This is a genomic window from Anaerobacillus sp. 63XJN7_5_ISO-PGPR-S23-430 (assembly GCF_056173695.1).
On the sequence record NZ_CM149686.1, the window covers coordinates 4210793 to 4233482 of the forward strand.

Below are 22690 nucleotides of genomic sequence, written 5' to 3' on the forward strand. Positions count from 1 at the left end.
GTCACTCTAATGAGCCTAAACACTAAATGAAAATAACCAAAAAGCCCCCAAATGGGGGCTGTTACTCATTTTCTTCCTTCTGTTTCTTCTGTTCTTTATCTTTTTCTAGTTTCTCATCGGATCGCTGCTTCTCAAGCTTTTCTCTAATCCGATTAAATTCTTTACTAGGTGGCATCAAACTAACAATAACATCACCTGCTTCAGCTCTCGTTTGAGAGTCATGGGCGAAGAACTCCAAACTTCCAGATGGCTTTTTCACAAAGAGCATGATCGTTTCATCGTCTCTTTCTTCAAGGTATTGATCATAAGCATATTGCTGAGTTATGTTTGTTTTACGGAAAACATACCCACTTTCTACCTTACGATTCAGGCTTTCCCATGTAGCTCCTTCTTTAAAGGCTACACGTCCACCGATCGTGTGAACAAGCTCCTCAAGGTCATCTCCTCGATCATTACGTAAGCTTAACTGGAAGAGGTTATTACGACCAATCTCCGGAACGAACGTCGTACAAACGAGCGCATTGTAAGAATCGAGCTCCGTAGCTGCAAGCATATACTCGTAAGGGGTGAGATCAAGGCGATACTCTGTTTGCTCAGAGAGTATTTCTCCTCTATAAAAAGGTACTCCTGCTTTTCTCGTTGTAAGCAGCCTTTGCCATGATGAGTCTGTAATTAATACAGGGATTTTAAGGTCTTTCAGCGTTTTGGATAATGCCGTAGAGAACGTACTACCCCCAACAATCAGAACGCCGGGCTGGCCATCACTCGCTAGTCCAAGCTTCTCAGCAGTCCAACGAATAGAAAAGCCGTGAACCACAACAGTAGCGAATACTAATGCAAACGTAAGCGACATTAATATTTTTGCATCCTCAAATCCTGCATCAAGTAAAACACTAGCAAAATAGCTCGCTACGGTTAATGCTACAATACCTCGCGGCGCAATCCAGCCAACAAGCGTTTTTTCTTGCCATGATAAATCCGTTCCAATGGTTGATAACCAAATGGATAGTGGTCTTACTACAAATAACATCAGAATTACGAATACTAGTATTTGCCAATGGAAAATTTCAAGCAAAGTGTCAACTGATAAAGAAGCTGTTAGCATGATGAAAATCGTCGAGATCAATAGCACTGATATATTTTCTTTAAAATGCCTCATATCATCAATCGAAGAGATATGCATGTTGGCAAGAGTAATACCCATTGCCGTAACAGCAAGCAGTCCAGTTTCATGCGTGATTTCATCAGCCACTGCGAAACAAAGAATCACCACTGCGAACACGACTGGAGATTTCAAGAATTCAGGTACATAACCTTTCTCGAACATCCAACCTACTCCGCGACCACATAAGAAGCCAAATAATGTCGCAAAAAGGGATCCTAAGAAAAAGACAAGTAGGACGGTTGCCGTTGCTTCTTCTACTTTTAAGAATTTAATAATTTCGAATGCAAATACAGCAAGAAGAGCTCCAAGTGGATCAACGATAATCCCTTCCCACTTTAATATTTTCGCGGGTCTTGGTTTTAGTTTGGCTTGCCTCAATAACGGCAAAATGACCGTAGGGCCAGTGACAATAAATAATCCACCAATAACAAATGCTACGCCCCAAGATAGACCTGCAACGTAATGGGCTGATAACGAACCAAGGAGCCACGCTAGAAAAGCTCCTATCGTTACAATTCTTCCAACCGGTCTTCCAAGCCCTTTAATCTCACGAAAATCAAGATTTAGACTTCCTTCAAATAAAATAATAGCAACTGCGATAGATACAAACGGGTCAAATAAGTCACCAAATACATCTTCTGGATGAAGTAATCCAAAAAGCGGACCGACAAGCAATCCAATGATGGACATAACGACAATGGCAGGGAAGTGAAAACGCCAGGCAATCCACTGTGAAAAGATGCCAAGGGCACCCACAAGCATAATATTAAATAAAATCGAATCGACCATGGATAGCCTCCTTATGTTTAACAACTGCTAGTTCTTCATTTCTATTCTGTCCTTTGTATATAACTTCACTATAATCGAAGTGAACAGAAATGTTTGAAAATATACTCTAATTTGTATATATTAGTAAAAAAGATGGAAAGTCTATTACCTGCCGTCATTTTATACGTAATTACCTGTTAAAGGCAACTATCTACTCTTTTATTAGTAATGAATTCCTACTGACAAGGGATGTACTGTGAATGGAGTATTACCCTCTAAACTACAAAACGAACCTATTCCCCCCATCTTATTATTTTGTCATTACAATATTAACATCGCTATGAAAAAAGAAGCAGGTCCCCCTGCTTCCTGTTATTTATCTTGATCAAGTTTTAATTTCGCTAAAGCATCAGCAAGAGCTGTATTAACTGGTTCATCCTGGCCCTGGTTTTTCATATATTTTGATACGTCTTTCTTCGTTGCTTTGGTATTCTTTTCCTTTTTCCGTCGTTCATTAAACGTCGATAGCTTTTCACGATGACCGCACTTGCATATAAATGTCTGTGCGTCTCCCTGGCCATGAAGCTCGAGCTTTTTCTTACACTTAGGACATCTAGCATTCGTTACTTTACTTTTCCCTTTACGGTACCCACATTCTCGGTCCTGGCAAACGAGCATTTTCCCCTTCTTACTTTTCACTTCGAGCATTAAATTACCACATTCGGGGCATTTCGTTCCCGTCACGTTATCGTGCTTATATTTCTTCGTACTTGATTTGATCTTCTGAACCGTTTCATTTGCGTAAGCCTTCATCTCTTCAATAAATGCCTGCTTCGATAGTTCGCCTTTTCCAATCGCTTCAAGCTTTTGTTCCCATTCTGCCGTTAGAGCCGGGGATTGTAATTCGTCTGGGACAATGTCTAACAATTGCTTTCCTTTAGATGTAATTGTTAAGTCTTTGCCATTCTTTTCAATCAAAAAGCTATTAAATAATTTCTCAATTATATCTGCACGCGTTGCAACGGTTCCTAGCCCACCTGTCTCACCAAGGGTTTGGGCTAGCTTCTTATCCTGATTACCAAGAAATTGAGCTGGCTTCTCCATTGCAGTTAAAAGAGTTCCTTCATTAAAACGAGACGGCGGATTTGTTTTTCCTTCGGTTCTTGTAAGAGAAAGAACTCGAAGTTCCTGTTTTTCTTTTAGCTCTGGAAGAATGACATCCGCTTCTTCAGTATCGTAAACTTCTTTCCAACCGGCTGAAAGAACACGTTTGCCTTTCGCATCAAAACGCTCTTGGCCAATCTTCGCAACAACCGTGACTTGTTCGTATTCAAATGGAGAGTATAGTGCTGCCACAAATCGCTTTACTATGAGATCATAAACCTTACGATCCTTATCGCTAAGCTCGCGAATAATGGGTGTTTGCTCCGTAGGAATAATGGCATGATGATCAGAAACTTTTCGATCGTCAACAATGTGCTTTCCAGTTTGAATTGGGTTCCCAAGTACTTTTCTAGCCGTTTTCTCATAAGGTGCCACTGCTTCTAGTCGTTCTTTTAACGTATCCTTCATATCAGAAGACAAAAAGCGAGAATCTGTTCGAGGATATGTGACGAGCTTATGCTGCTCGTACAGGCGTTGTGTAGCTGAAAGAGTCTCCTTTGCAGAGAAGCCATAGCGTTTGTGAGCGTCTCTCTGTAATTCCGTTAAATCATATAAACCTGGAGCGAACGTCTTTTTTTTAGCTTTTTTCACTTCTTCAATCTGAGCTGGTTTGCCCGATAAATTCTTGAGGTAAGTATCTATTCTGTCTCGATCAAATACGCGCGAATCATTCGATTTCGCATCGCGATAAGTTAATGTAAAACCATCTACAACAGCAGAAATCCCATAATAGCGTTCAGGCTCAAAGGCTTTTATTTCTTCCTCTCGCTTTGCAATAATCGAAAGCGTTGGTGTTTGTACTCTGCCACTAGAAAGCTGTGCATTGTATTTTGTCGTAAGCGCTCGAGTTGCATTAAGACCTACATACCAATCCGCTTCAGACCTAGCTGCAGCTGCCTGGTATAGGTTCTTGTACTGATTTGCCTCTTTCAAATTCTTAAAACCATCACGAATCGCTTTATCCGTTACAGAAGAAATCCAAAGTCTTTTTAACGGTTTTTGGACACGTGCTTTTTCAATAATCCATCGTGCCACAAGCTCCCCTTCTCGTCCCGCATCAGTGGCAATAACAATTTCGCTAACATCTTTCCGATTCATTTGCGTTTTTACAACGCTAAATTGCTTCCCACTTCTTTTAATAACAACTAGCTTCAGTGGGGCAGGAAGCATCGGTAAGTCCTCTAGCTTCCACGTCTTGTATGCTTCATCATAAACTTCTGGATCAGCTAGTGTCACAAGATGACCAAGCGCCCATGTGACGATATAACGGTCTCCTTCAAGAAAACCATTTCCACCTTTTGTACAATTCAATACCCTCGCAATATCTCGTCCAACAGAGGGTTTTTCTGCAAGAATGAGCTGTTTACCCACAATACCAATCTCCTCAAATATCGATTCTTTTCTATTTACTATCATACCAGCTTCGATGTTACACGTGAAACAATGGAAATATCATACTGTTTCTTTCACTATAAAATTTGTAGAAGATAGATGAACATACAAAAAAAGAAGATGTTATCCCATCTCCCCTTTTGTTAAACCTTATTAAGTATGCCATCTTCAATTAAAACCTCTTCAAGAGCATCAACGACTTCAGCGTCATATAAGACACCTGAAAGACGCTTTAATTCATTCATGGCGTATTCTGGCGTATACGCTTTTCGATAAGAACGATCGTCTGTCATCGCGTCGTAGGAATCGCTGACACCGATGATCTTCGCGCCAATCGTAATTTCTTCATCCTTTAAACCATCTGGATAACCAGAACCATTAAGTCTCTCATGATGTTGGTGAATAATGTTGCTGACATCAGCATAATATGTGTCCTTTATCATCTCTGCTCCATCGGCTGGATGCTTTTTGATAATGTCATATTCTTCATCGGTTAGCCCACCGGGTTTGTTGAGAATTTCTTCAGGGACATTAATTTTGCCTACGTCGTGGAGGATCGACGCAACAATTAAATTATCAACATTTTCTGGAGATAGATTCATCTTTTTACTAATTTTCATACTCATACTTTGTACACGTTCACTGTGTTCTTTTGTATATTTATCTTTTTCCCCTACGCTCTTAACATTTTGTATCAATTTAATGATGTCTTCACTAATCAATCTAAATGTAGGTTCATTAATAACCCAAAGAAGATGCGCTTCAGCTATAACCTCAAAGAATATTAATTCTGTTATAGCTTTAACTGAAAAATAATCTCCTTCATTTAAAACGAGGTCCTGATCCTCACACTTTATTTGTCCTTTAAGAATATAGAAAAACTCATATGCATCAGGGTTCTTACCAGGATAAATATAAAAAGCCGTGTTTTCATTTATTGTATGGATCATAAATTCAAGGCCTGCTCCCTTAGCTAGTAAACTTAGGGAGGCTGATTCTTGTTCTACACTTTCAAGATATGAATTCTTTCTTCCAACAACAAGACCATTCACCATTTACCCTCCTCGAGTGCGGAACAATAGATTTATATGTATTCATTATATAGTGCTTTTAAGATACAAAAAAGGTACATCATGAAATTGATGCACCTTTTTTGGTCATGGCCCGATAACTTTAATCGGATCAACCCATACCCAGCGGTCTCCAATTTGTACGTACACCCATGAACATTCAGCCTGAATGCCCTCTTTAGCAGCTTCTGCAATCATGTCTGCAGTCATTTTGTTTGTTTTATCAATTAGATTGTCAATTAGTTTATCAAGTTCTTGATTGTATTTAGAAGTAAGTTCAGCTTTCTTAGTCTTTACTTCTTTCTCAATCTTAGCAATTTCAGCGTCTGATTTCCCATCCTGACGAGCGGTAGCGAGTGTAGCATCAAGCTTAGTTGTTTCAAGAGAAAGCGTTGACAATAGTTTGTTACCTTTAACCTGTGCTGTTTGAATCTCTTCTTCAATCTTAACATTTGTTTCTTCAATTTTCTGTAAAATATCACTGTGATCATTTTCTGCTGCAAAAGTTCCAGTACCCATGAACATAAATAGTGCAACTACTGAGAATAAAGCTACGATTAACTTTTTCATTTTAATCCTCCCCTAGTAAACTCGTATTCTGTGAAAAGATAGAATTGGGTCATACTTCCCACTAATCAACACTATACGGTAAATTTTTCAAGAAATCTATTCTTTTTTACCCTCTTTATTCTACATTTTTGGAAATTATTAGATTGCATTTATCGTTTATAAATGTAAATGATTTCTATAAAATAAATAAACAGCCGATTGAATCGGCTGTCTGTATTAGCGATTTATTCGATAAACTCTCGCTTCATAAGGCTTTAAATTAATCGAATCATTTACTTCTTGCACAACAGGATAGTTATTCAGAAGCAATTGATCTTGCTCTAGAACCAGTCCTGTTTCAAATACAGCTGGCTCTATTGATAGGTTCGTCACAACAAGAACTTGATCTTCTTCTGTTGTTCTCGTATAGGCATAAAGCTGCGGATGCTTTTCAAGAAGCAAATCATAGGTCCCGTAAGTGAAAACTAGGTTTTCTTTCTTCAGCTGAATCATTTTTTTGTAGAAAGTTAGAATAGAGTTGGCATCATTCTCTTGCTTTTGTACATTAATATCTACAAAATTCGGATTGACTTTTAGCCACGGGGTCCCTGAAGAAAACCCAGCATTATAGTCGCTGTTCCACTGCATTGGTGTGCGACTATTATCACGAGAAGAAGCCCAAATCACTTTCATGATCGATTCGTGTGATACACCAGCTTCACGTTGGATGCGATAGCGATTTTTATCTGCAACATCGTCATAATCTTCAATAGAAGGGTATTGAACATTTGTCATGCCGATTTCCTGTCCCTGATAAATGAAAGGCGTTCCTTGCATGAGGAAGTACATCGCTCCCATTGAAGTCGCACTTTCTCGCCAGTATTCCTTGTCGTTCCCCCATGTTGATACTACACGTGGCTTATCATGGTTCTCAACAAACAATGCATTCCACCCTTTGTTTTCAAGCCCTTTCTGCCAGCGTGTCAGCACCGACTTGAGAGATACGATATCAAGTTCAGGTTTATCTACTGCATCCCATAATCCAAGATGCTCAAATTGAAAAATCATATTCATTTTCCCATTTTTTTCGTCGACCCATTGATCAGCTTCATCAATGCTTACGCCGTTGGCTTCTCCAACTGTCATCACGTCATAATTAGAATACGTTTCATCCTTAAATTCTTGAAGAAATTCTTGAATACCCTTCTGATTCATATGCATATCAAAGGAAGAGACGTATTTTTCATTTGCAGGATTGGGCATATCCGGGAATCCTGGGCGTTTTTTAATGTGACTAATGGCATCAATACGGAAACCATCAATCCCCTTATCAAGCCACCAATTCACCGCATCATAAAGCGCTCCACGAACAGCGGGATTTTCCCAATTTACATCTGGCTGCTTTGTTGAGAAAACATGGAGATAGTACTGATCTGTTTTCCTATCGTATTCCCATGCTGAACCGCCAAAGATGCTTTCCCAGTTATTGGGTTCTTTGCCATTCTTACCGTCACGCCAAATATACCAATCACGCTTCGGATCTTCCTTCGAGGACCGTGACTCGATAAACCATTGATGCTCATCACTTGTGTGATTCAATACGAGATCAATAATCAGCTTCATATCTCGCTTATGCACTTCCTCTAGAAGCGCATCAAAATCTTTCATTGTACCGAAATCTTCCATTATATCCTGATAATCAGAAATGTCGTATCCATTGTCATCGTTTGGAGATTTGTACATGGGACAAATCCAAATTACATCAATGCCAAGATTTTTTATATAATCGAGTCTTTGAATAACCCCTTGTAAATCACCTATACCATCACCATTTGAATCCTGGAAGCTACGAGGATAAATTTGATAGCCTACTGCTTCTTTCCACCAGATTCTATTCATGTCTCTACACCCTCATCTTTTAGTTAAAGTTAGTAAAGTGCAAACGTTTGCCTAATTTTCGATAAAAAAAAACGCTTTCTTTTGTCTATTTAGATGTTCTTACTTGTAGTTTACTTGTATTCCACCCATTTATCAATATGAATATGAAAGTATTTTTTCGAGATGATGACAGATGCTATTGACGAGAGTTCAAGAGATCTATAGAATACGCTAATAATGCGTACCAGGTTTCGTATAAATTTGGAGATAAGGTCCAAAGGTTTCTACCAAACTACCGTAAATGGTTTGACTACGATGACAATTCTGGCAATGTGAATATGTCATCCTCTGTCTAAATGAGAGGAGAATAATAATGGAGAAGTTAACCAGAAGAGTTCAAGCAGCTGCGGGGAAACGCCCTGCAGATCTTGTGATTAAAAATGGAATTGTATTAGATAGTTACAACCTAGAGCTGATTAAGACAGATGTAGCTATTGTTGATGGTGTGATTGCTGGACTTGGAGATTTCGAAGGTCATCATATTATTGATGCGGATGGGAAATACATCGTACCATCACTAATCGATGCTCATGTTCATATCGAATCCGCAATGGTCACCCCTTCCGAATTCGCCAATGCTGTTCTTCCTTGTGGAGTGACGACAATTGTCACTGACCCCCATGAGATAGCGAATGTCTGCGGATCCGAAGGTATTTCTTATATGCTTCAGGATTCTGAAAACGTTCCGATGGATATATTCTTTATGCTTCCCTCAAGTGTGCCTTCTACCTCCTTTGAGAATTCAGGCGCGGCCCTTTCTGCCGAAGATCTCAAACCTTTCTATGAGCACAGCCGCGTCCTTGGCCTAGCTGAAGTGATGGATTATCCTTCAGTCGCTCATACTTCACCTTCTATGATGCAAAAGTTATTCGATGCGCAAAACAAGAAAATAGACGGACATGCCGCTGGGCTCCATTCCAATGCTCTAAACATTTATAAATCAGCAGGAATTACGACGGATCATGAATGCATCACGGCTGAAGAAGCGCTCGAGCGGATAAAACGTGGGATGTATGTATTCATTCGCGAAGGGTCCGTAGCCAAAAACTTAAAACAACTCATTCCCGCTGTAACTGAACGAAATGCTAGAAGATTCATGTTTTGTACAGACGATAAACATATCGATGACCTGATCAATGAAGGAAGCGTCGATCATAATATTCGACTTGCTATTCAAGAAGGGGTAGATCCACTTCTTGCCATTCAAATGGCATCATTAAATGTGGCTGAATGTTTTGGGTTATCAACGAAAGGGGCTATTGCGCCCGGCCTTGATGCTGATTTTCTTATGCTCGATGACATCGAGTCCTTTTCTATCTCTCATGTTTATCGTGCTGGAGAACTTGTTGCAGAGTCTGGAAAGACAAAAATGGGAACAAAGGTTACTCCTTCGAATCGGATTACAAGCTCTGTTCACCTCCCCACACTAAGAAAAGATCACCTGAAACTAGCCGTTTCGAAGGAAGAAGCGAATGTTATTGAACTCATTCCTAATCAAATAGTTACAAAGGCCAGAAAATTAACGGTTGATCATGATGAAAATGGTGGGTTTGTTTCTTGTTCTAGAAAAGACCTTATGAAGCTTGCTGTGATTGAGCGCCATCATCATACAGGCAACATTGGCCTTGGGGTCGTGAAAGGTTTTCAATTTCATGATGGGGCAATAGCAACAACCGTCGGTCATGATTCGCACAACTTAATTATGGCAGGAACGAACGATGAAGACATGATTAAGGCTGCAGAAGTTATTCAGGAAATGCAAGGTGGGTTGGCTGTTATTCGAGGAAAGAAAGTGATTGGTAAGCTACCGCTGCCAATAGCTGGACTACTTTCGGATAAAGACTATCCTACTGTCATAGAGGAACTTGAAGAAATCGAAAAAGCATTAAAGGAAATTGGTGCTCCAGATCACTTCAATCCTTTTCTTACCCTTTCGTTTTTAAGCCTCCCTGTTATTCCGGAGCTAAAATTAACGGACCTCGGACTTTTTCATGTAGGAGAGTTTCGCCATATTAATATAGATGAATAGACGATATGAAGAAAGCAGCATGGCAAAATCGCCATGCTGCTTTTGAATTATAGAGAACGTTGTAAAATATCTCGAACGCTCTCACGATCCAGTTCTTTATAAGTGCCAACGCCTGGCTTAATAAATGTTTTTTCAACCATACCATCAAATTCAGCATCGTCAATTTCGTAATCAACAAGACGTGATGGAGCGCCAAGTGAATTCCAGAACTCACGAAGCGCTTTCGCCCCTTCAACTGCTACTTCTTGATCACTTTTCCCTTCTGATGAAACGCCAAGAACGTTTACCGCTAGCTGTTTCACGCGGGAAGGATCTTCTTTAAGAACATGTTCTAACCAGTTCGGGAATAGAATCGCCAATCCGCCTCCGTGAGGAATATCGTAAACAGCAGATACCGCATGCTCGATTCGATGTGTTGCCCAGTCCCCACCATCTGTACCATTACTTAATGTTCCGTTAAAGGCTGTTGTACTAATGTACATCATCGTTTCACGATGTTCATATGATTCAAGATCATTTAGTAGCTTAGGACCAGTTTGAATTGCCGTGCGAAGAAGTGATTCAATAAATCCATCGATCATTGGTGTATTGTTTGTACGATGGAAGTAATGCTCTAGCGCATGTGACATACTGTCAACAATGCCATACACCGTTTGATTCTCCGGAACCGAGAATGTATAAGTAGGATCTAGTACCGAAAACGTCGGAAATACATGAGGAGAACCCCAACCGAGCTTCTCTTTTGTTTCCCAATTTGTAATAACTGAAACTGAATTCATCTCAGATCCAGTTGCAGCAAGGGTTAATACCGTACCAAATGGGAGAGCTGATTCAATCGGCTCCTTCTGCGTAATTAAATCCCATGCAGAACCTTCGTAATGGGCACCTGCCGCGATCGCTTTCGTACAGTCAATTACACTGCCACCACCAACGGCTAGAAGGAAGTCTATTCCTTCTTTCTTACAGATGGCAGAACCTTTCTCAACTGTTGTTAAACGTGGGTTTGGTTCAACACCAGAAAGCTCATGCACCTCTGCATTTACTTTTTTAAGTTCTGACATGACAGCATCATATACGCCGTTTCGTTTAATACTTCCTCCACCATATACAACAAGAACTTTCGCACCATATTTAAGTTCACCTTGCAATTGAGTGATCTGATCTTTCCCGAAATAAAGACGAGTTGGATTGTATTGTAAAAATGTATTCATAAGACACCTCATTATCTTTAGTCGAAGTTAGTGTAACACATTCACTTCCTAAAAACGTACGTTAAACTATCGGTTAGTGATGACGACTTCACGCCTTTGCTCCTCCGCACGATAAGCAGCCTCCATCAGCACTGTTAATTCAAGGGCAAGTCCTAGGTTTTCATCAGTTTTGATATCCTTTTGAATGTGGTCGATCCACTGAAAGAATGGGGATGGGCGGTCATCTGGAACCGCTACCTCTTCCGACTGATCAGATACTTTCTTTAGTAAAACCTTCTCTGGCATGCCATATACCGCTGATCCTTTAGTGCCATGTATTTCAATGGTAAATGGGGAGTGATCATTTACAAACCCTGTTTCTGCAATACCGTAGGAACCGCTTTGATATCCAAATGTCACGACAGCCTGGTCCTCTACTTCTTTCTCCGTTACATAACCGAACTGAGCTGTGACACTTTGCGGCATTCCTTGGAATAGCCTCGTTAAGTACAATGGATGACAGCCAAGGTCGATTAATGCTCCGCCCTGACACTCTTCTTTCTGATAGAAATGCTGTGGAAGCCAATCAGCAGTCGCTCCATTATGAGCAAGGCGTACACGTGTCTGTGTGATGTCGCCAAGATCACCTGACTCAATCAACTGCTGAATAGCTTCCGTATAACCATCATAAACGCGGGGCAAAGAAACAAATAACTTTACCCCAGTCTCATTCACCGCTTCTAGAATCTCCAGCGCCTCATTTTCTTTAGCCGCTAGGACTTTTTCAGTAAAGATATGCTTTCCTGCCCTCGCTGCTCGAATGATGATCTCCTTATGCATGTTTGTAGGTGAGCTCACTACAACAGCATCGATATCTTCTCGATTAAGAAGGACGTCTAGATCACTTATGTACTCCACCGCTCTTTCCTGCGCTTCTTTTCTTCCACGTTCTTCGTTCTCATCCCAGATCGCTTTTATATCTGTATCAGGGTGAATCTGCGCCTCTTTGGCATAATCTTTTGCATGAACGTGCCAGAAACTAATCATTCCAATCCTCATTTTGTAAACGCCTCCATTATTAGTTAAACCCATATATGTCTATTATTGTAATGGAGTTTACACTGATCAATCAAACATACCGCTACAACGAAAAAAATATTACATTCGTACAAATTAATTGTTTATGTTATAATAGTAGATGTGCTATAATTTATAAATTTGGGGGTGGGCGCTTGTTTGAGGTAGGCGATAAGATTTTTTATCCCATGTACGGTGCAGGTATAGTCGAAGCAATTGAGGAAAAAGAAATACTGGGCGAAACTCAGATCTATTATATTCTTAATATGCCTTTTCGTGATATTCAGGTGATGATTCCAAAAGGTAAGACGGAAAACCTGAAGATTCGTGAAGTGTCTGATGTCAGTACGATGGACGAAGTGCTAACTTCTTTTAATGAAGAAGTTGACGTAGAAGAGCCCAGTGCTAATAGGAACCAGCGTTACCGGGATAATATGAACAAGCTTAAAACTGGAGACATCCACAATCACGTGGAAGTGATCCGTGAGCTCGTAGCCCTTAACAAGAAAAGACCGCTCGGAACTGACGATAAAAAACTACTGGAGAATGCCCAGCAGTTTCTCATAAGCGAGATCGTTTTGACGAAAGACGTCGAGTTAGATCAAGCAACGGTAATATTGAAGGAAGCCATTAAGCATTAATGCTTGATGGATAACAAAAGACAGCCCAATCGGGCTGTCTTTTTGTGTGGTGCTGAAAGGATTCCAGTGTCTGACGGGTCTAAACGGGGTTTTGCCGCTTTAGTTTCATCCAGCTACAACACACCAGAACCTCGGTCGCTTCACCATTCAACCTGAACACAAAAAACGTGTTCATATTGAAAGGCTCCAGCGCCTGCCGGTCCTAAACGGTGTGTTTCCGCTTTAGTTTTCATCCAGCTCCTGTGCCACAGACCCTCGGTCACTTCGGCCTTCAACCTGAACACAAAGGGCGTGTTCATTTTGAAGGCCTCCAGTGCCTGACGGGTCTAAGCGTGGCACATACGCTTTAGTTTTTCCCCAATTTTTTATTTTGGTAGTTGGCTATGGCTGTGTATTCTTCGGTTAGTTTTCTTGAGATTCTGATGTAGATTGGTAGTAGTTCGGCGTAGGTTTCTACGTTTTCTTTTTTTGGTTGATGGCTGAATGTATCTCCGACGAGGTCGGATACGATGCTTAGTGAATCGATTTCGCCGAGTGCTTTTTTACCGAGAACGATTGCACCGAGGCAGGAGCTTTCGTAGCTTTCTGGAACGGTTACTTCTTGGTTAAAGATATCAGCCATCATCTGACGCCATAGTGCGGATCGTGCAAAGCCGCCTGTTGCTTTAATTTGTTTAGGCTCTCCTATTAGTTCTTCTAATGCAAGAAGAACGCTATATAAGTTATAAATTACGCCTTCTAGTACTGCTCGAATCATATGTTCTTTTTTATGGTGCATGGCAAGACCAAAGAAGCTTCCGCGTGCATCGGAATTCCATAGTGGTGCACGTTCACCCGCAAGATAAGGATGGAATAGAAGTCCATCGGCACCAGGGTTAACCTGCTCTGCAATTCTTGTTAGGATTTCATACGTATCAATCCCAAGTCGTTTCGCCGTTTCTGTTTCGGATGCGGCGAATTGATCACGAACCCAGCGGAATGTGATTCCTCCATTATTCACCGGGCCGCCAACTACCCATTTATCTTCTGTTAATGCATAGCAGAAAATTCGTCCTTTAGGGTCTGTTACAGGGCGATCTGTTACCGCTCGAATCGCTCCGCTTGTTCCAATTGTTACAGCAACGACACCTGGCTCAATTGCGTTAACGCCAAGGTTTGAAAGCACACCATCACTTGCACCAACTACAAAGTTCGTTGAAGAAGTTAATCCTGTTTCTTCAATATAAGGCGCTTTTAAACCAGTCATCATATGAGTAGTTGAAACGGGTTTTGATAGTTGATCTGCTGTCACCCCAGCGATTTTTAATGCTTCAACGTCCCAGTCGAGCTGCTCCAAATTAAATAATCCTGTTGCTGAAGCAATGGAATAATCAATGACATATTCCTCGAAAAAGCGGTAGAAAACATATTCTTTAATGGAAATAAACTTTGATATTGATTGAAACAATTCTGTTTCATCATTTTTTAGCCAAACAAGCTTGGACAGGGGAGACATTGGATGAATAGGCGTTCCGGTGCGGCGGTAAATTTCATGACCGTCCATCTCATTTTTTATTTTCTCTGCCCACTTCGCACTTCGGTTATCTGCCCACGTAATACAGTTTGTAAGTGGTTTTCCTTTTTCATCTACCCCAATTAAGCTGTGCATAGCTGAGCTAAATGAAACAAACTTTACCTGTTCCCCTTTTAATGAGTTATCTTGAATCACTTTTCGAATCGACTCCACTACAGCTAACAAAATTTCTTCAGGATCTTGCTCAGCTGTTGCTGGTGTTGGTGTATACAATGGATATTCCACGTTATGTTTTGAAACGGGTTGCCCATTTTCTTTATATAGAACGGCTTTTGTACTCGTCGTACCGATATCTACACCGATCATATAATGCTTGTTCATCGTCATGAGCCATTCCTCCTACATCGTTATTGTAATCGACCTATTCACTGACTAGTATAGCTTTTCGTAGTCCTTATTACGAACTTGCCTAAGATGGTAATCTGTAAGCGCGTTCAATTAACGCAAGATGTTTTGGTAAGAAAAGATCAGGAAGCATGTTTATACAAACATGCTTCCTCCTTTATCTTCCAAATTAATTGCTTTTTTCAGTTGCGTGACCGCCGAACTCATTACGAAGCGCGGCTACAACTTTACCTGTAAATGTATCGTCTTCTAAAGAACGATAGCGCATCATTAATGCAAGAGCAATAACAGGCGTTGCTGTCTGAAGATCAAGAGCTGTTTCTACTGTCCATTTCCCTTCACCTGATGAGTTCATAACACCACGAATCTCATCAAGGTTAGCATCTTTAGAGAATGCCTGCTCTGTTAATTCCATTAACCATGAGCGAATAACAGAACCGTTATTCCATACGCGCGCTACTTTCTCGTAGTCAAAATCATATTCGCTTTTGCTTAATAGATCGAATCCTTCTGCAATGGACTGCATCATACCGTATTCCACGCCGTTATGAACCATTTTTAGGAAGTGTCCACTACCTGATTCTCCGGCATAAAGGTAACCATCTTCTACACAAATATCTTTAAACAGTGGTTCGATCGTTTTGAAAACTTCGCTATCTCCACCAATCATTGTACAAGCGCCATTACGAGCTCCTGACTTACCACCGCTTGTACCAACATCAAAGAAAGAAATTCCCTTTTCTAGGAGCATCTCACCTCGGCTTTTTGAATCTTTGTAGTGAGAGTTTCCTCCATCAATGACAATGTCACCACGATCAAGAAGTGTCGACAATTCTGTTGTCACAGCTTGAGTAATCTCACCTGCAGGAACCATCATCCAAAGAACCCGAGGCGTTTCTAGCGCTTCTACAACATCCTTAAGAGAAGACTTCCCATTAAAACCTTCTTCGTTCATTTTTTGTACTTGCTCATCATTAGCATCATTTACAACAACGTTATGTCCATGATCACGTAAGTTTAAAGCAAGGTTGTATCCCATTTTACCTAAACCAATTAATCCGACGTTCATATTAAAAACTCCTTAAGTGAATGAAATATTTTTTCCTATAATTTAATTATACATTAAATATTTTTTGTTTCAATTGGTTGAGTGGAATCTATTTTCATCTTAATTGTAATCGGTTACAATTATACAATCAGGATTGATAGAGAGGAGAATGTAAATGTCCGATACGGAAACCCGTCACTGCCTTCCAAGAATTCGCTCTTCCTATTCGCAATTTAGCGAAAAAGAACGACAGGTGGCGGATTATATTTTGAACCATTCTAATAAAATTATCCATAGTACCATTAATCAGGTGGCAGAAGATTTAAACGTTGCAGATGCAACCGTTTTCCGCTTTTGTAAGCGAATTGGCTTTAAAGGCTTTCAAGCGATGAAAATTGCCCTTGCTGCGGAAATCGTGAATCCCATTCAGGATATCCATGAGACCATCACAGAAACGGATTCAACGAAAGAGGTAGCAGAAAAGGTCCTCCGTTCCAACATACGAACGCTTGAAGATACGTATCACATACTCGATAACGCAACCATTGATCAAGCTGTACAGATTTTATTAAATGCAACTCATATTGAATTCTACGGAAATGGTGGTTCTGGGATTATTGCGATGGACGCCCAGCATAAGTTTATTCGAACAGGATTACGCTCCACATCATACAGTGATGCACATTTACAAATCATGTCCGCTTCTCAGCTATCAAGTAGCGATGTGGCTGTCTTAATTTCTCATTCTGGAACGAACAAAGATATGCTTCGTGTTGCTGACATCGCAAAAGAAACAGGTGCAACGACGATCGCCATCACAAACCTGGCGACATCTCCACTAAGTAAAAAAGTTGATATTCCTCTTTATACTGTTTCACAAGAAACCGATTTCCGCTCTGAAGCGCTCGCATCAAGAATTGCACAGCTAAGTCTCGTTGATGCGCTTTATGTGAACGTCATGATCGCTCGAAAAGAAAAATCTAAGCACTCTCTTCAGCTTATGCGAGAGGCAATCTCTTCTAAACGAATATAGCCTCATACTAAAACCCGCCATCATTGGCGGTTTTTTTATAAGTTTTACTAACACATCATAAAAGCACATTGAAAGACAAGAAATGAGCTGTCATGCTAAACTGTAAGAGTTGGAATTACAGTACGTGTATTAAAAGGAGGACAACAATGACTATGAATCGAAAAATGCTTCAATCTTATACTCTACCTTCTGGCGTAGAATTGAAAAACCGTGTCATGCTTGCTCCAATGACAAACTTCTTATCAAATGATGATGGTACAGTATCCGCACAAGAGCTTGCTTATTATGAAAAGCGTTCTGGTGGAGTTGGCGCAGTTATTACGGCATGTGCTTATGTGCTCCCACACGGGAAAGGCTTTGCTGGTGAAATTGGCGCTAACCGTGATGAACAGATTCCTGGTTTGAAGAAATTAGCTGACACCATTCATGCAGAAGGTGCAAAGGCGATTCTACAAATATTCCACGGAGGTAGAATGTGCCCTCCTGAGCTCGTTCCGAATGAAGAAATTCTTAGCGCAAGTGCTGTACCCGCTGAGCGGGAAGGTTCGAAAACTCCTCGTGCAATGACAGAAGACGAAATTCAAGAAACAATCCGTGCTTTCGGCGAAGCAACGCGAAGAGCTATCGAAGCTGGGTTTGATGGTGTTGAGCTTCATGGTGCCAATACGTACCTTCTTCAACAGTTCTTTTCTCCGCATTCTAACCGCAGAGAAGACACATGGGGTGGCAGCCTTGAAAATCGTATGAAATTCCCATTAGCTGTTCTAGAATCTGTTCAGGAAGCAATCAAAAAACATGCTAATGGCGCTTTCGTTCTTGGCTATCGGATCTCACCTGAAGAACGCGAAAATCCTGGAATCTCAATGGATGATACGCTTCAGTTTGTTGATGAACTTGCTTCACGGAACTTGGACTATGTTCACGTTTCACTATCCGACTTCTATCAAGGTTCAATGCGCGAAGAAGATGCTACACCACGCATGGAGATGATTAAAGAACGAATTGGTCACAACGTTCCTGTCATTGGTGTCGGCTCACTTCATACCCCTGTTGAAGTGGAAGAAGCGCTTGAGACTGGTGTACCTCTTATCGCTCTTGGCCGTGAAATGATTATGGAACCGAACTGGGTTGAGAAAGTTCAAAACGGTGACGAAGATAGCATTCGAGTGACGTTACGAAAAGACGCTCAGCAAGAACTTGTATTACCTGATCCACTTTGGAATGCCATTTTTAGCGTACCAGGCTGGTTCCCAATCGAAGAATAGAAAATAGCAAAGCCCCCGCATTTTAAAGTGCGGGGGCTTTGCTTATTTTAGGACGGGTCTCAAATCCTCTAACTTCTCAAATAAATGCCAGACAAAATCATCGACCCCAAGCTCACGATGTGGATGCAAATCCTCAAGATCTGGATCACTTACATATTTGTATATACCTTCTTTGGATTCCCATTCAACAAGCATCATCACTTGTCTCGGCTCGATATCCCCTTCTGGTGATGAATGTAGCTTGCCAATCGCAACAACCTTCCCTCCGTATTTACGTACTGGCTCCTCTGCCCTTTTTGCGTATTCAGCATATTCTTCTCCATCTTTTACGTTAAATAGATTCAGAGCGTACAAAGCCATGTTCACTCCTCCCACTTTTTGCTTTTCTAACGACAATCGGTATACCATTTAATACAGCTGTTCCTGAAACAGCATCAAGTCTTTTTTCATTACTTAATATATTCGTATTGACGCCTTTGTTTTCCTTAGCCACCGTCATTTTCGTCCCATCTAGGTTATGACCATATCCATGTGGGATGCTGCCTACTCCAGGCATAATGTCTTCTGTTAATGCTACATTTACTTCAAGACTACCTGTATCTGATAGAACTTGTGCGAGGTCACCATCTTGAAGGTCAAGTCGCTTGCCATCTTCTGGGTGAAGCAATAACGTACAGCGATCCTTCCCCTTCATAAGAACAGGCAAATTATGCATCCAGGAATTGTTTGATCGTAAATTTCTTCGACCGATCAATACCATATCTACTTGGTCAGACGATTCTTCTTTAAGCCTTGCCACGTCTTTTACAATGACTTCAGGGGCTAACTCAACCTTACCTGTGTGAGTCAGTAATACTTCAGGAATTCTTGGCTTTAACGCTCCTAAATCAATTCCGTGCGGGTTTTGTTCAAGTTTATTTAGGCTTAAACCACCTTGCTTTTTGAAATGGTCTCCATAAGGACCTGACCTAAGCATATAATCAAGCATTCTCTCTGGACCAATTCTGCCCTCAAGGACGCTAATAATTTCTTTCGGATCCTGGTCGAAAAGGGGCGATTGTTCATTTTGCACGTCTTTTTTAATGAGGTAATGAATCGATTTCTCATCTAATTTCGCTGCTGCATTGTCATCAGGCTCTTCTTCTCCAACTAATGTCGCAAGCTTTAGGAGGATTTCCCACTCATCCAGCTGGGATTCTTTCTTTTCGAAAACAGGAGGCGAGTAGTGAGAAATGTTTCGAACAGACAGTTGATAAAATGAAAGATCATAGTGTGAGCGTTCAAGTGGTGTAGGAGCTGGAAGAATCACGTTAGCATTTCTTGTTGTTTCATTCAGGTAACAGTCAATGCTTACCATAAAGTCGAGATTTTCAATGCCGTTTTGTAAGCGCTTACTATTTGGTGTTGACAAGATAGGATTACCAGCTACAGTTACAAATGCACGGATCTGTCCTTCCCCTGGCGTATCCATTTCTTCTGCTAAACACGCAACTGGAAGCTCACCGAGTACTTCTGGCAGTTCGCTCACTCTGCTTCTAAAGCGATCAAATCGGTAGCCTTTTTTCTTAGATGTCTTGCCACCGGCTGCAGGAGTTGTGAACATAACACCACCTTCGCGATCAAGATTACCTGTCACAACATTGATCACATCAATCAACCAGCTATTTACTGTGCCAAATGTTTGTGTACATGTCCCCATTCTTCCATACACAGCAGCACACGTTGCGGAAGAAATATCCCTTGCAATGGTGCGAATCGTTTCTGAATCGAGACCACATATCGAAGCAACCTTTTCAGGTGGAAAATCTTTCGCGAGCTCTTTCACTGTTTCAAGTCCATTCACATGACCCGATAGGTGAGTTTCCTTCGCTAACTTTTCATCAAACAACGTATGGAGGATACTAAACAAAAAATAACCATCTGTTCCTGGTTTAATAAAATGATGATCATCTGCTACTTTAGCTGTGGCTGTACGAATGGGATCAACAACAACAAGACGCCCACCGCGATCTTGTAATGCCTTCAGCCTTCCTCTCATATTTGGTCCTGTCATTAAGCTACCATTTGAAACAATTGGATTCGCTCCAATCACAAGAAAATACTGTGTTCGATCGATATCAGGGATCGGTATACTGAAATCACTACCATACATAAACTCAGCTGCTAGCTGCTTTGGAATCTGATCGACTGTGCTTGCTGAATATTGATTTCGACTACCGAGAGCACGAAGAAAGAGAGGTAAATAAAGTAAACCTGAGAGATTATGAACATTAGGGTTACCGAGGTAGACGCCCACTGCATCGCGACCATACTTTTCAATCACACGACGAAGCCCTTTCCTAACTTCCTTAAATGCCTCCTCGTAGCTTACTGTAAACCACTCTGTTCCTTTTCGAATCATTGGCTCTCGAATGCGCTCTGGATCATGATGAAGTTCTTTTAAACTAAATCCTTTCGGGCACAAATATCCCTTACTGAAAGGATCTTTCTTATCACCCTCAATATGCGTTACTTCTCCATTCACCGTGTGAATTTCTAAGCCGCATGTGGCTTCACAGAGCGGGCAAGTACGGTAGTGAATCTTCTCCTCCGCAGTGGTCATCGCATATTCCTCCTTATGTTCTTTTAAATACCAACTGGTTAGTATTTAAAGTTTACTGAAAATTCCATCACTATTCAAGCGAAAGTAAAAGGATTCCGTTAGTTACAGAATCCATTTTTCTCTTAATGCTTTTGCAACTGCTTCGGCACGATGATTAGCTTGTAACTTTCGAATCGCCGTACTTATATAATCTCTCGCTGTAAAATCACTGATTCGTAATAACCTGGCCATTTCTTTCGTACTGTAGCCATCAGCTGCATATTGAAGAACTTCTGTTTCACGTTTGCTTAAGGGATTGGGTGACTGAGAGATTGGTGGGAGCATATAAGCAAGTGCCTGTTGAAAATAAATCATCACATCATCAATAAGCCCTTGATGAACCGTAACACCCTCTTCGTTTTTATCAATTAGGACACAGCCAATAGCAATTCGCTCAATGCTTAATGGAATAATTAAGACAGATGTTAAATCATAAGCTTCGATATATTCTGTGGGGAAGAGCTGATGATGCTGATCCATCACCAGGAAAGAAGGCTTGTTACTTAGAAGGACTCGTTGAATGGGTGGGATGCGCCGTATATCCTCACGTATAGCGCTCATAGAAAACACTCCACTACGATCAACGCGAAGAATGCCTTCTCCAACACCTGTAAAATAGGAAAAAGTAAAGAGACTGGCACGCATGAATGGAAAATGGGCAAGACATTGTTTAATCATTACTTCGCAACGTTGGATCGGATCTTTCATCTCTAATATCCGATGAAAAGATCGCATCCACGTTTCCTCATGCATCGACATGATTCACCCCTATCTTTTCAGGAATCGAACTGCCGTACAAAAATCGTTAAACTGTATATGTAAGCGCTTTCTCTGATAGCTCCTTCATTATAAAATTTGCTAGATTAAATCGCAAGTATTGAAAGGTGGTCAAAGATGCGGAAAGAAATGATAACGACAAGCAACCGCGGACTTCAGGAAGATTCCCTGCCATTTCGTTTTTATCAAAAAGCGAAGAAATTTGGCGGATGGGACCCAAGAGAGATTGATTTTACTCAAGACGTAAAAGATTGGAAGTTTCTAACCGGGGATCAACAAGAAGAGATACTGAGACTTATTTCTCAATTTCAGGCTGGTGAAGAAGCAGTCACATTGGACCTTCTGCCATTAATCATGGTGATCGCAAAAGAAGGAAGATTAGAAGAAGAGATGTACTTAACAACTTTTCTTTTTGAGGAAGCAAAGCACACGGAGTTCTTTCGTGTATTTCTAAATGAGATTGGTCAAACCGGGGACCTGTCCCGTTTTCACTCCGACACCTATCGTGAAATTTTTTATTCTATATTACCGGAAGCAATGGGGAAACTCCACCAGGACCATTCTCCTGAAGCGCTAGCTGAAGCTTCTACTGTCTACAATATGTTTGTGGAAGGGGTTCTTGCTGAAACGGGCTATTTTTCTTTCTACGAATCTCTTGATAAAGCCAAGGTTATGCCAGGATTAATGAAAGGCGTTGGATTGCTTAAAAAAGATGAATCACGTCATATCGGCTATGGAACCTTCTTGTTACAGCGCCTGATTGCTGAACATCCCCACCTCTTTGAGATTGTGCAAAATAAGATGAATCAGCTCGCCCCACTTGCAGAGCAGTTAACACAGGAAGGAATAGGAGAAAAAACACATAGCGCATTCGGAAATACACTTGATGCCACAATGGCCTTTTCTATGAAACAGCTATCGATAAGGATGAACATCCTTGCACGCGCAAAAGGAAAAGACATCAACGAGATTTACCGTACTTCTGAATCCGATGTTGGCGTTCTTTAAAGTAAAGGAGGAAGAGC

At 40.9% G+C, this 22690-nt stretch carries 17 protein-coding genes and 1 riboswitch; of the genes, 5 read left to right on the forward strand and 12 right to left on the reverse strand.

All coding sequences use genetic code 11. The features are described 5' to 3' along the window. Nucleotides 1-61: 61 nt before the first annotated feature. From AC0VYJ_RS21685 to AC0VYJ_RS21705, 5 genes are all read right to left on the reverse strand, one after another. Nucleotides 62-1954, reverse strand: coding sequence for a cation:proton antiporter (locus AC0VYJ_RS21685; protein ID WP_475366242.1), 1893 nt, complete (start codon nucleotides 1952-1954; stop codon nucleotides 62-64). A gap of 351 nt (nucleotides 1955-2305) precedes the next feature. Continuing rightward, complete coding sequence (locus AC0VYJ_RS21690; protein ID WP_430245469.1) at nucleotides 2306-4468, reverse strand: DNA topoisomerase III; 2163 nt, start codon at nucleotides 4466-4468, stop codon at nucleotides 2306-2308. Nucleotides 4469-4632: 164 nt separating this feature from the next. Further along, nucleotides 4633-5541 (reverse strand): HD domain-containing phosphohydrolase, encoded by a 909-nt coding sequence (locus AC0VYJ_RS21695; protein WP_303532725.1) that lies wholly within the window; start codon nucleotides 5539-5541, stop codon nucleotides 4633-4635. Between the two features lie 105 nt (nucleotides 5542-5646). Beyond that, nucleotides 5647-6129 carry a hypothetical protein gene (locus AC0VYJ_RS21700; protein WP_475366243.1) on the reverse strand — a complete coding sequence of 161 codons (483 nt, stop codon included), beginning with the start codon at nucleotides 6127-6129 and terminating at the stop codon, nucleotides 5647-5649. Nucleotides 6130-6345: 216 nt separating this feature from the next. Then, the gene (locus tag AC0VYJ_RS21705; protein WP_283153243.1) at nucleotides 6346-8007 is read right to left on the reverse strand and encodes a glycoside hydrolase family 13 protein; all 1662 of its coding nucleotides are present in this window, start codon (nucleotides 8005-8007) and stop codon (nucleotides 6346-6348) included. Nucleotides 8008-8217: 210 nt separating this feature from the next. Further along, nucleotides 8218-8319, forward strand: a riboswitch (purine riboswitch). A 40-nt stretch (nucleotides 8320-8359) separates the two neighbouring features. Between AC0VYJ_RS21705 and ade the strand changes: the two genes are divergently transcribed. Next, nucleotides 8360-10075 (forward strand): adenine deaminase, encoded by a 1716-nt coding sequence (gene ade / locus AC0VYJ_RS21710; protein ID WP_475366244.1) that lies wholly within the window; start codon nucleotides 8360-8362, stop codon nucleotides 10073-10075. A gap of 47 nt (nucleotides 10076-10122) precedes the next feature. Here the strand turns inward: ade and AC0VYJ_RS21715 are convergent, their stop codons facing one another. Next, entirely contained in the window at nucleotides 10123-11286 is a 1164-nt protein-coding gene (locus AC0VYJ_RS21715) for an iron-containing alcohol dehydrogenase (RefSeq protein WP_475366245.1), read from the reverse strand. Nucleotides 11287-11352: 66 nt separating this feature from the next. Further along, nucleotides 11353-12324 (reverse strand): Gfo/Idh/MocA family protein, encoded by a 972-nt coding sequence (locus AC0VYJ_RS21720; RefSeq protein ID WP_475366246.1) that lies wholly within the window; start codon nucleotides 12322-12324, stop codon nucleotides 11353-11355. A gap of 173 nt (nucleotides 12325-12497) precedes the next feature. On the opposite strand from AC0VYJ_RS21720, the gene AC0VYJ_RS21725 reads away from it, so the two are divergent. Next, nucleotides 12498-12983, forward strand: coding sequence for a CarD family transcriptional regulator (locus AC0VYJ_RS21725; protein ID WP_194218204.1), 486 nt, complete (start codon nucleotides 12498-12500; stop codon nucleotides 12981-12983). A gap of 346 nt (nucleotides 12984-13329) precedes the next feature. On the opposite strand, the gene gntK is transcribed toward AC0VYJ_RS21725, so the two are convergent. Next, entirely contained in the window at nucleotides 13330-14862 is a 1533-nt protein-coding gene (gntK, locus tag AC0VYJ_RS21730; RefSeq protein WP_475367542.1) for a gluconokinase, read from the reverse strand. Nucleotides 14863-15070: 208 nt separating this feature from the next. Continuing rightward, nucleotides 15071-15970, reverse strand: coding sequence for a phosphogluconate dehydrogenase (NAD(+)-dependent, decarboxylating) (gnd, locus tag AC0VYJ_RS21735; RefSeq protein WP_475366247.1), 900 nt, complete (start codon nucleotides 15968-15970; stop codon nucleotides 15071-15073). Nucleotides 15971-16124: 154 nt separating this feature from the next. Here gnd and AC0VYJ_RS21740 point away from each other — a divergent pair, with 154 nt between their 5' ends. Together AC0VYJ_RS21740 and AC0VYJ_RS21745 are read left to right on the forward strand one after the other, a co-directional pair. Then, the gene (locus AC0VYJ_RS21740; protein WP_194218202.1) at nucleotides 16125-16982 is read left to right on the forward strand and encodes a MurR/RpiR family transcriptional regulator; all 858 of its coding nucleotides are present in this window, start codon (nucleotides 16125-16127) and stop codon (nucleotides 16980-16982) included. Between the two features lie 152 nt (nucleotides 16983-17134). After that, nucleotides 17135-18247 (forward strand): NADH-dependent flavin oxidoreductase, encoded by a 1113-nt coding sequence (locus AC0VYJ_RS21745; RefSeq protein ID WP_430245614.1) that lies wholly within the window; start codon nucleotides 17135-17137, stop codon nucleotides 18245-18247. A gap of 42 nt (nucleotides 18248-18289) precedes the next feature. On the opposite strand, the gene AC0VYJ_RS21750 is transcribed toward AC0VYJ_RS21745, so the two are convergent. The 3 genes from AC0VYJ_RS21750 to AC0VYJ_RS21760 form a co-directional block, all read right to left on the reverse strand. Next, a complete protein-coding gene (locus AC0VYJ_RS21750) occupies nucleotides 18290-18607 on the reverse strand; it encodes a DUF1330 domain-containing protein (RefSeq protein WP_475366248.1) in 318 nt (105 codons plus the stop codon). After that, a complete protein-coding gene (locus tag AC0VYJ_RS21755; RefSeq protein ID WP_475366249.1) occupies nucleotides 18579-20849 on the reverse strand; it encodes a molybdopterin-dependent oxidoreductase in 2271 nt (756 codons plus the stop codon). Before AC0VYJ_RS21755 ends, AC0VYJ_RS21750 begins: the two co-directional genes overlap by 29 nt. 102 nt (nucleotides 20850-20951) lie before the next feature. Further along, entirely contained in the window at nucleotides 20952-21647 is a 696-nt protein-coding gene (locus AC0VYJ_RS21760; RefSeq protein ID WP_194218199.1) for a helix-turn-helix domain-containing protein, read from the reverse strand. A gap of 135 nt (nucleotides 21648-21782) precedes the next feature. On the opposite strand from AC0VYJ_RS21760, the gene AC0VYJ_RS21765 reads away from it, so the two are divergent. Continuing rightward, complete coding sequence (locus tag AC0VYJ_RS21765; RefSeq protein ID WP_283153239.1) at nucleotides 21783-22673, forward strand: R2-like ligand-binding oxidase; 891 nt, start codon at nucleotides 21783-21785, stop codon at nucleotides 22671-22673. The last annotated feature ends 17 nt before the right edge of the window (nucleotides 22674-22690 follow it).

Bases quoted from the DNA above. Each gene is read 5' to 3' on its own strand.
- AC0VYJ_RS21760 (WP_194218199.1), bottom strand. From the start codon at position 21,647: ATGTCGATGCATGAGGAAACGTGGATGCGATCTTTTCATCGGATATTA.
- ade (WP_475366244.1), top strand. From the start codon at position 8,360: ATGGAGAAGTTAACCAGAAGAGTTCAAGCAGCTGCGGGGAAACGCCCT.
- AC0VYJ_RS21750 (WP_475366248.1), bottom strand. From the start codon at position 18,607: ATGGCTTTGTACGCTCTGAATCTATTTAACGTAAAAGATGGAGAAGAA.
- AC0VYJ_RS21755 (WP_475366249.1), bottom strand. From the start codon at position 20,849: ATGACCACTGCGGAGGAGAAGATTCACTACCGTACTTGCCCGCTCTGT.
- AC0VYJ_RS21720 (WP_475366246.1), bottom strand. From the start codon at position 12,324: ATGAGGATTGGAATGATTAGTTTCTGGCACGTTCATGCAAAAGATTAT.
- AC0VYJ_RS21705 (WP_283153243.1), bottom strand. From the start codon at position 8,007: ATGAATAGAATCTGGTGGAAAGAAGCAGTAGGCTATCAAATTTATCCT.
- AC0VYJ_RS21740 (WP_194218202.1), top strand. From the start codon at position 16,125: ATGTCCGATACGGAAACCCGTCACTGCCTTCCAAGAATTCGCTCTTCC.
- gnd (WP_475366247.1), bottom strand. From the start codon at position 15,970: ATGAACGTCGGATTAATTGGTTTAGGTAAAATGGGATACAACCTTGCT.
- AC0VYJ_RS21715 (WP_475366245.1), bottom strand. From the start codon at position 11,286: ATGAATACATTTTTACAATACAATCCAACTCGTCTTTATTTCGGGAAA.
- AC0VYJ_RS21685 (WP_475366242.1), bottom strand. From the start codon at position 1,954: ATGGTCGATTCGATTTTATTTAATATTATGCTTGTGGGTGCCCTTGGC.
- AC0VYJ_RS21765 (WP_283153239.1), top strand. From the start codon at position 21,783: ATGCGGAAAGAAATGATAACGACAAGCAACCGCGGACTTCAGGAAGAT.
- gntK (WP_475367542.1), bottom strand. From the start codon at position 14,862: ATGATCGGTGTAGATATCGGTACGACGAGTACAAAAGCCGTTCTATAT.
- AC0VYJ_RS21745 (WP_430245614.1), top strand. From the start codon at position 17,135: ATGAATCGAAAAATGCTTCAATCTTATACTCTACCTTCTGGCGTAGAA.
- AC0VYJ_RS21700 (WP_475366243.1), bottom strand. From the start codon at position 6,129: ATGAAAAAGTTAATCGTAGCTTTATTCTCAGTAGTTGCACTATTTATG.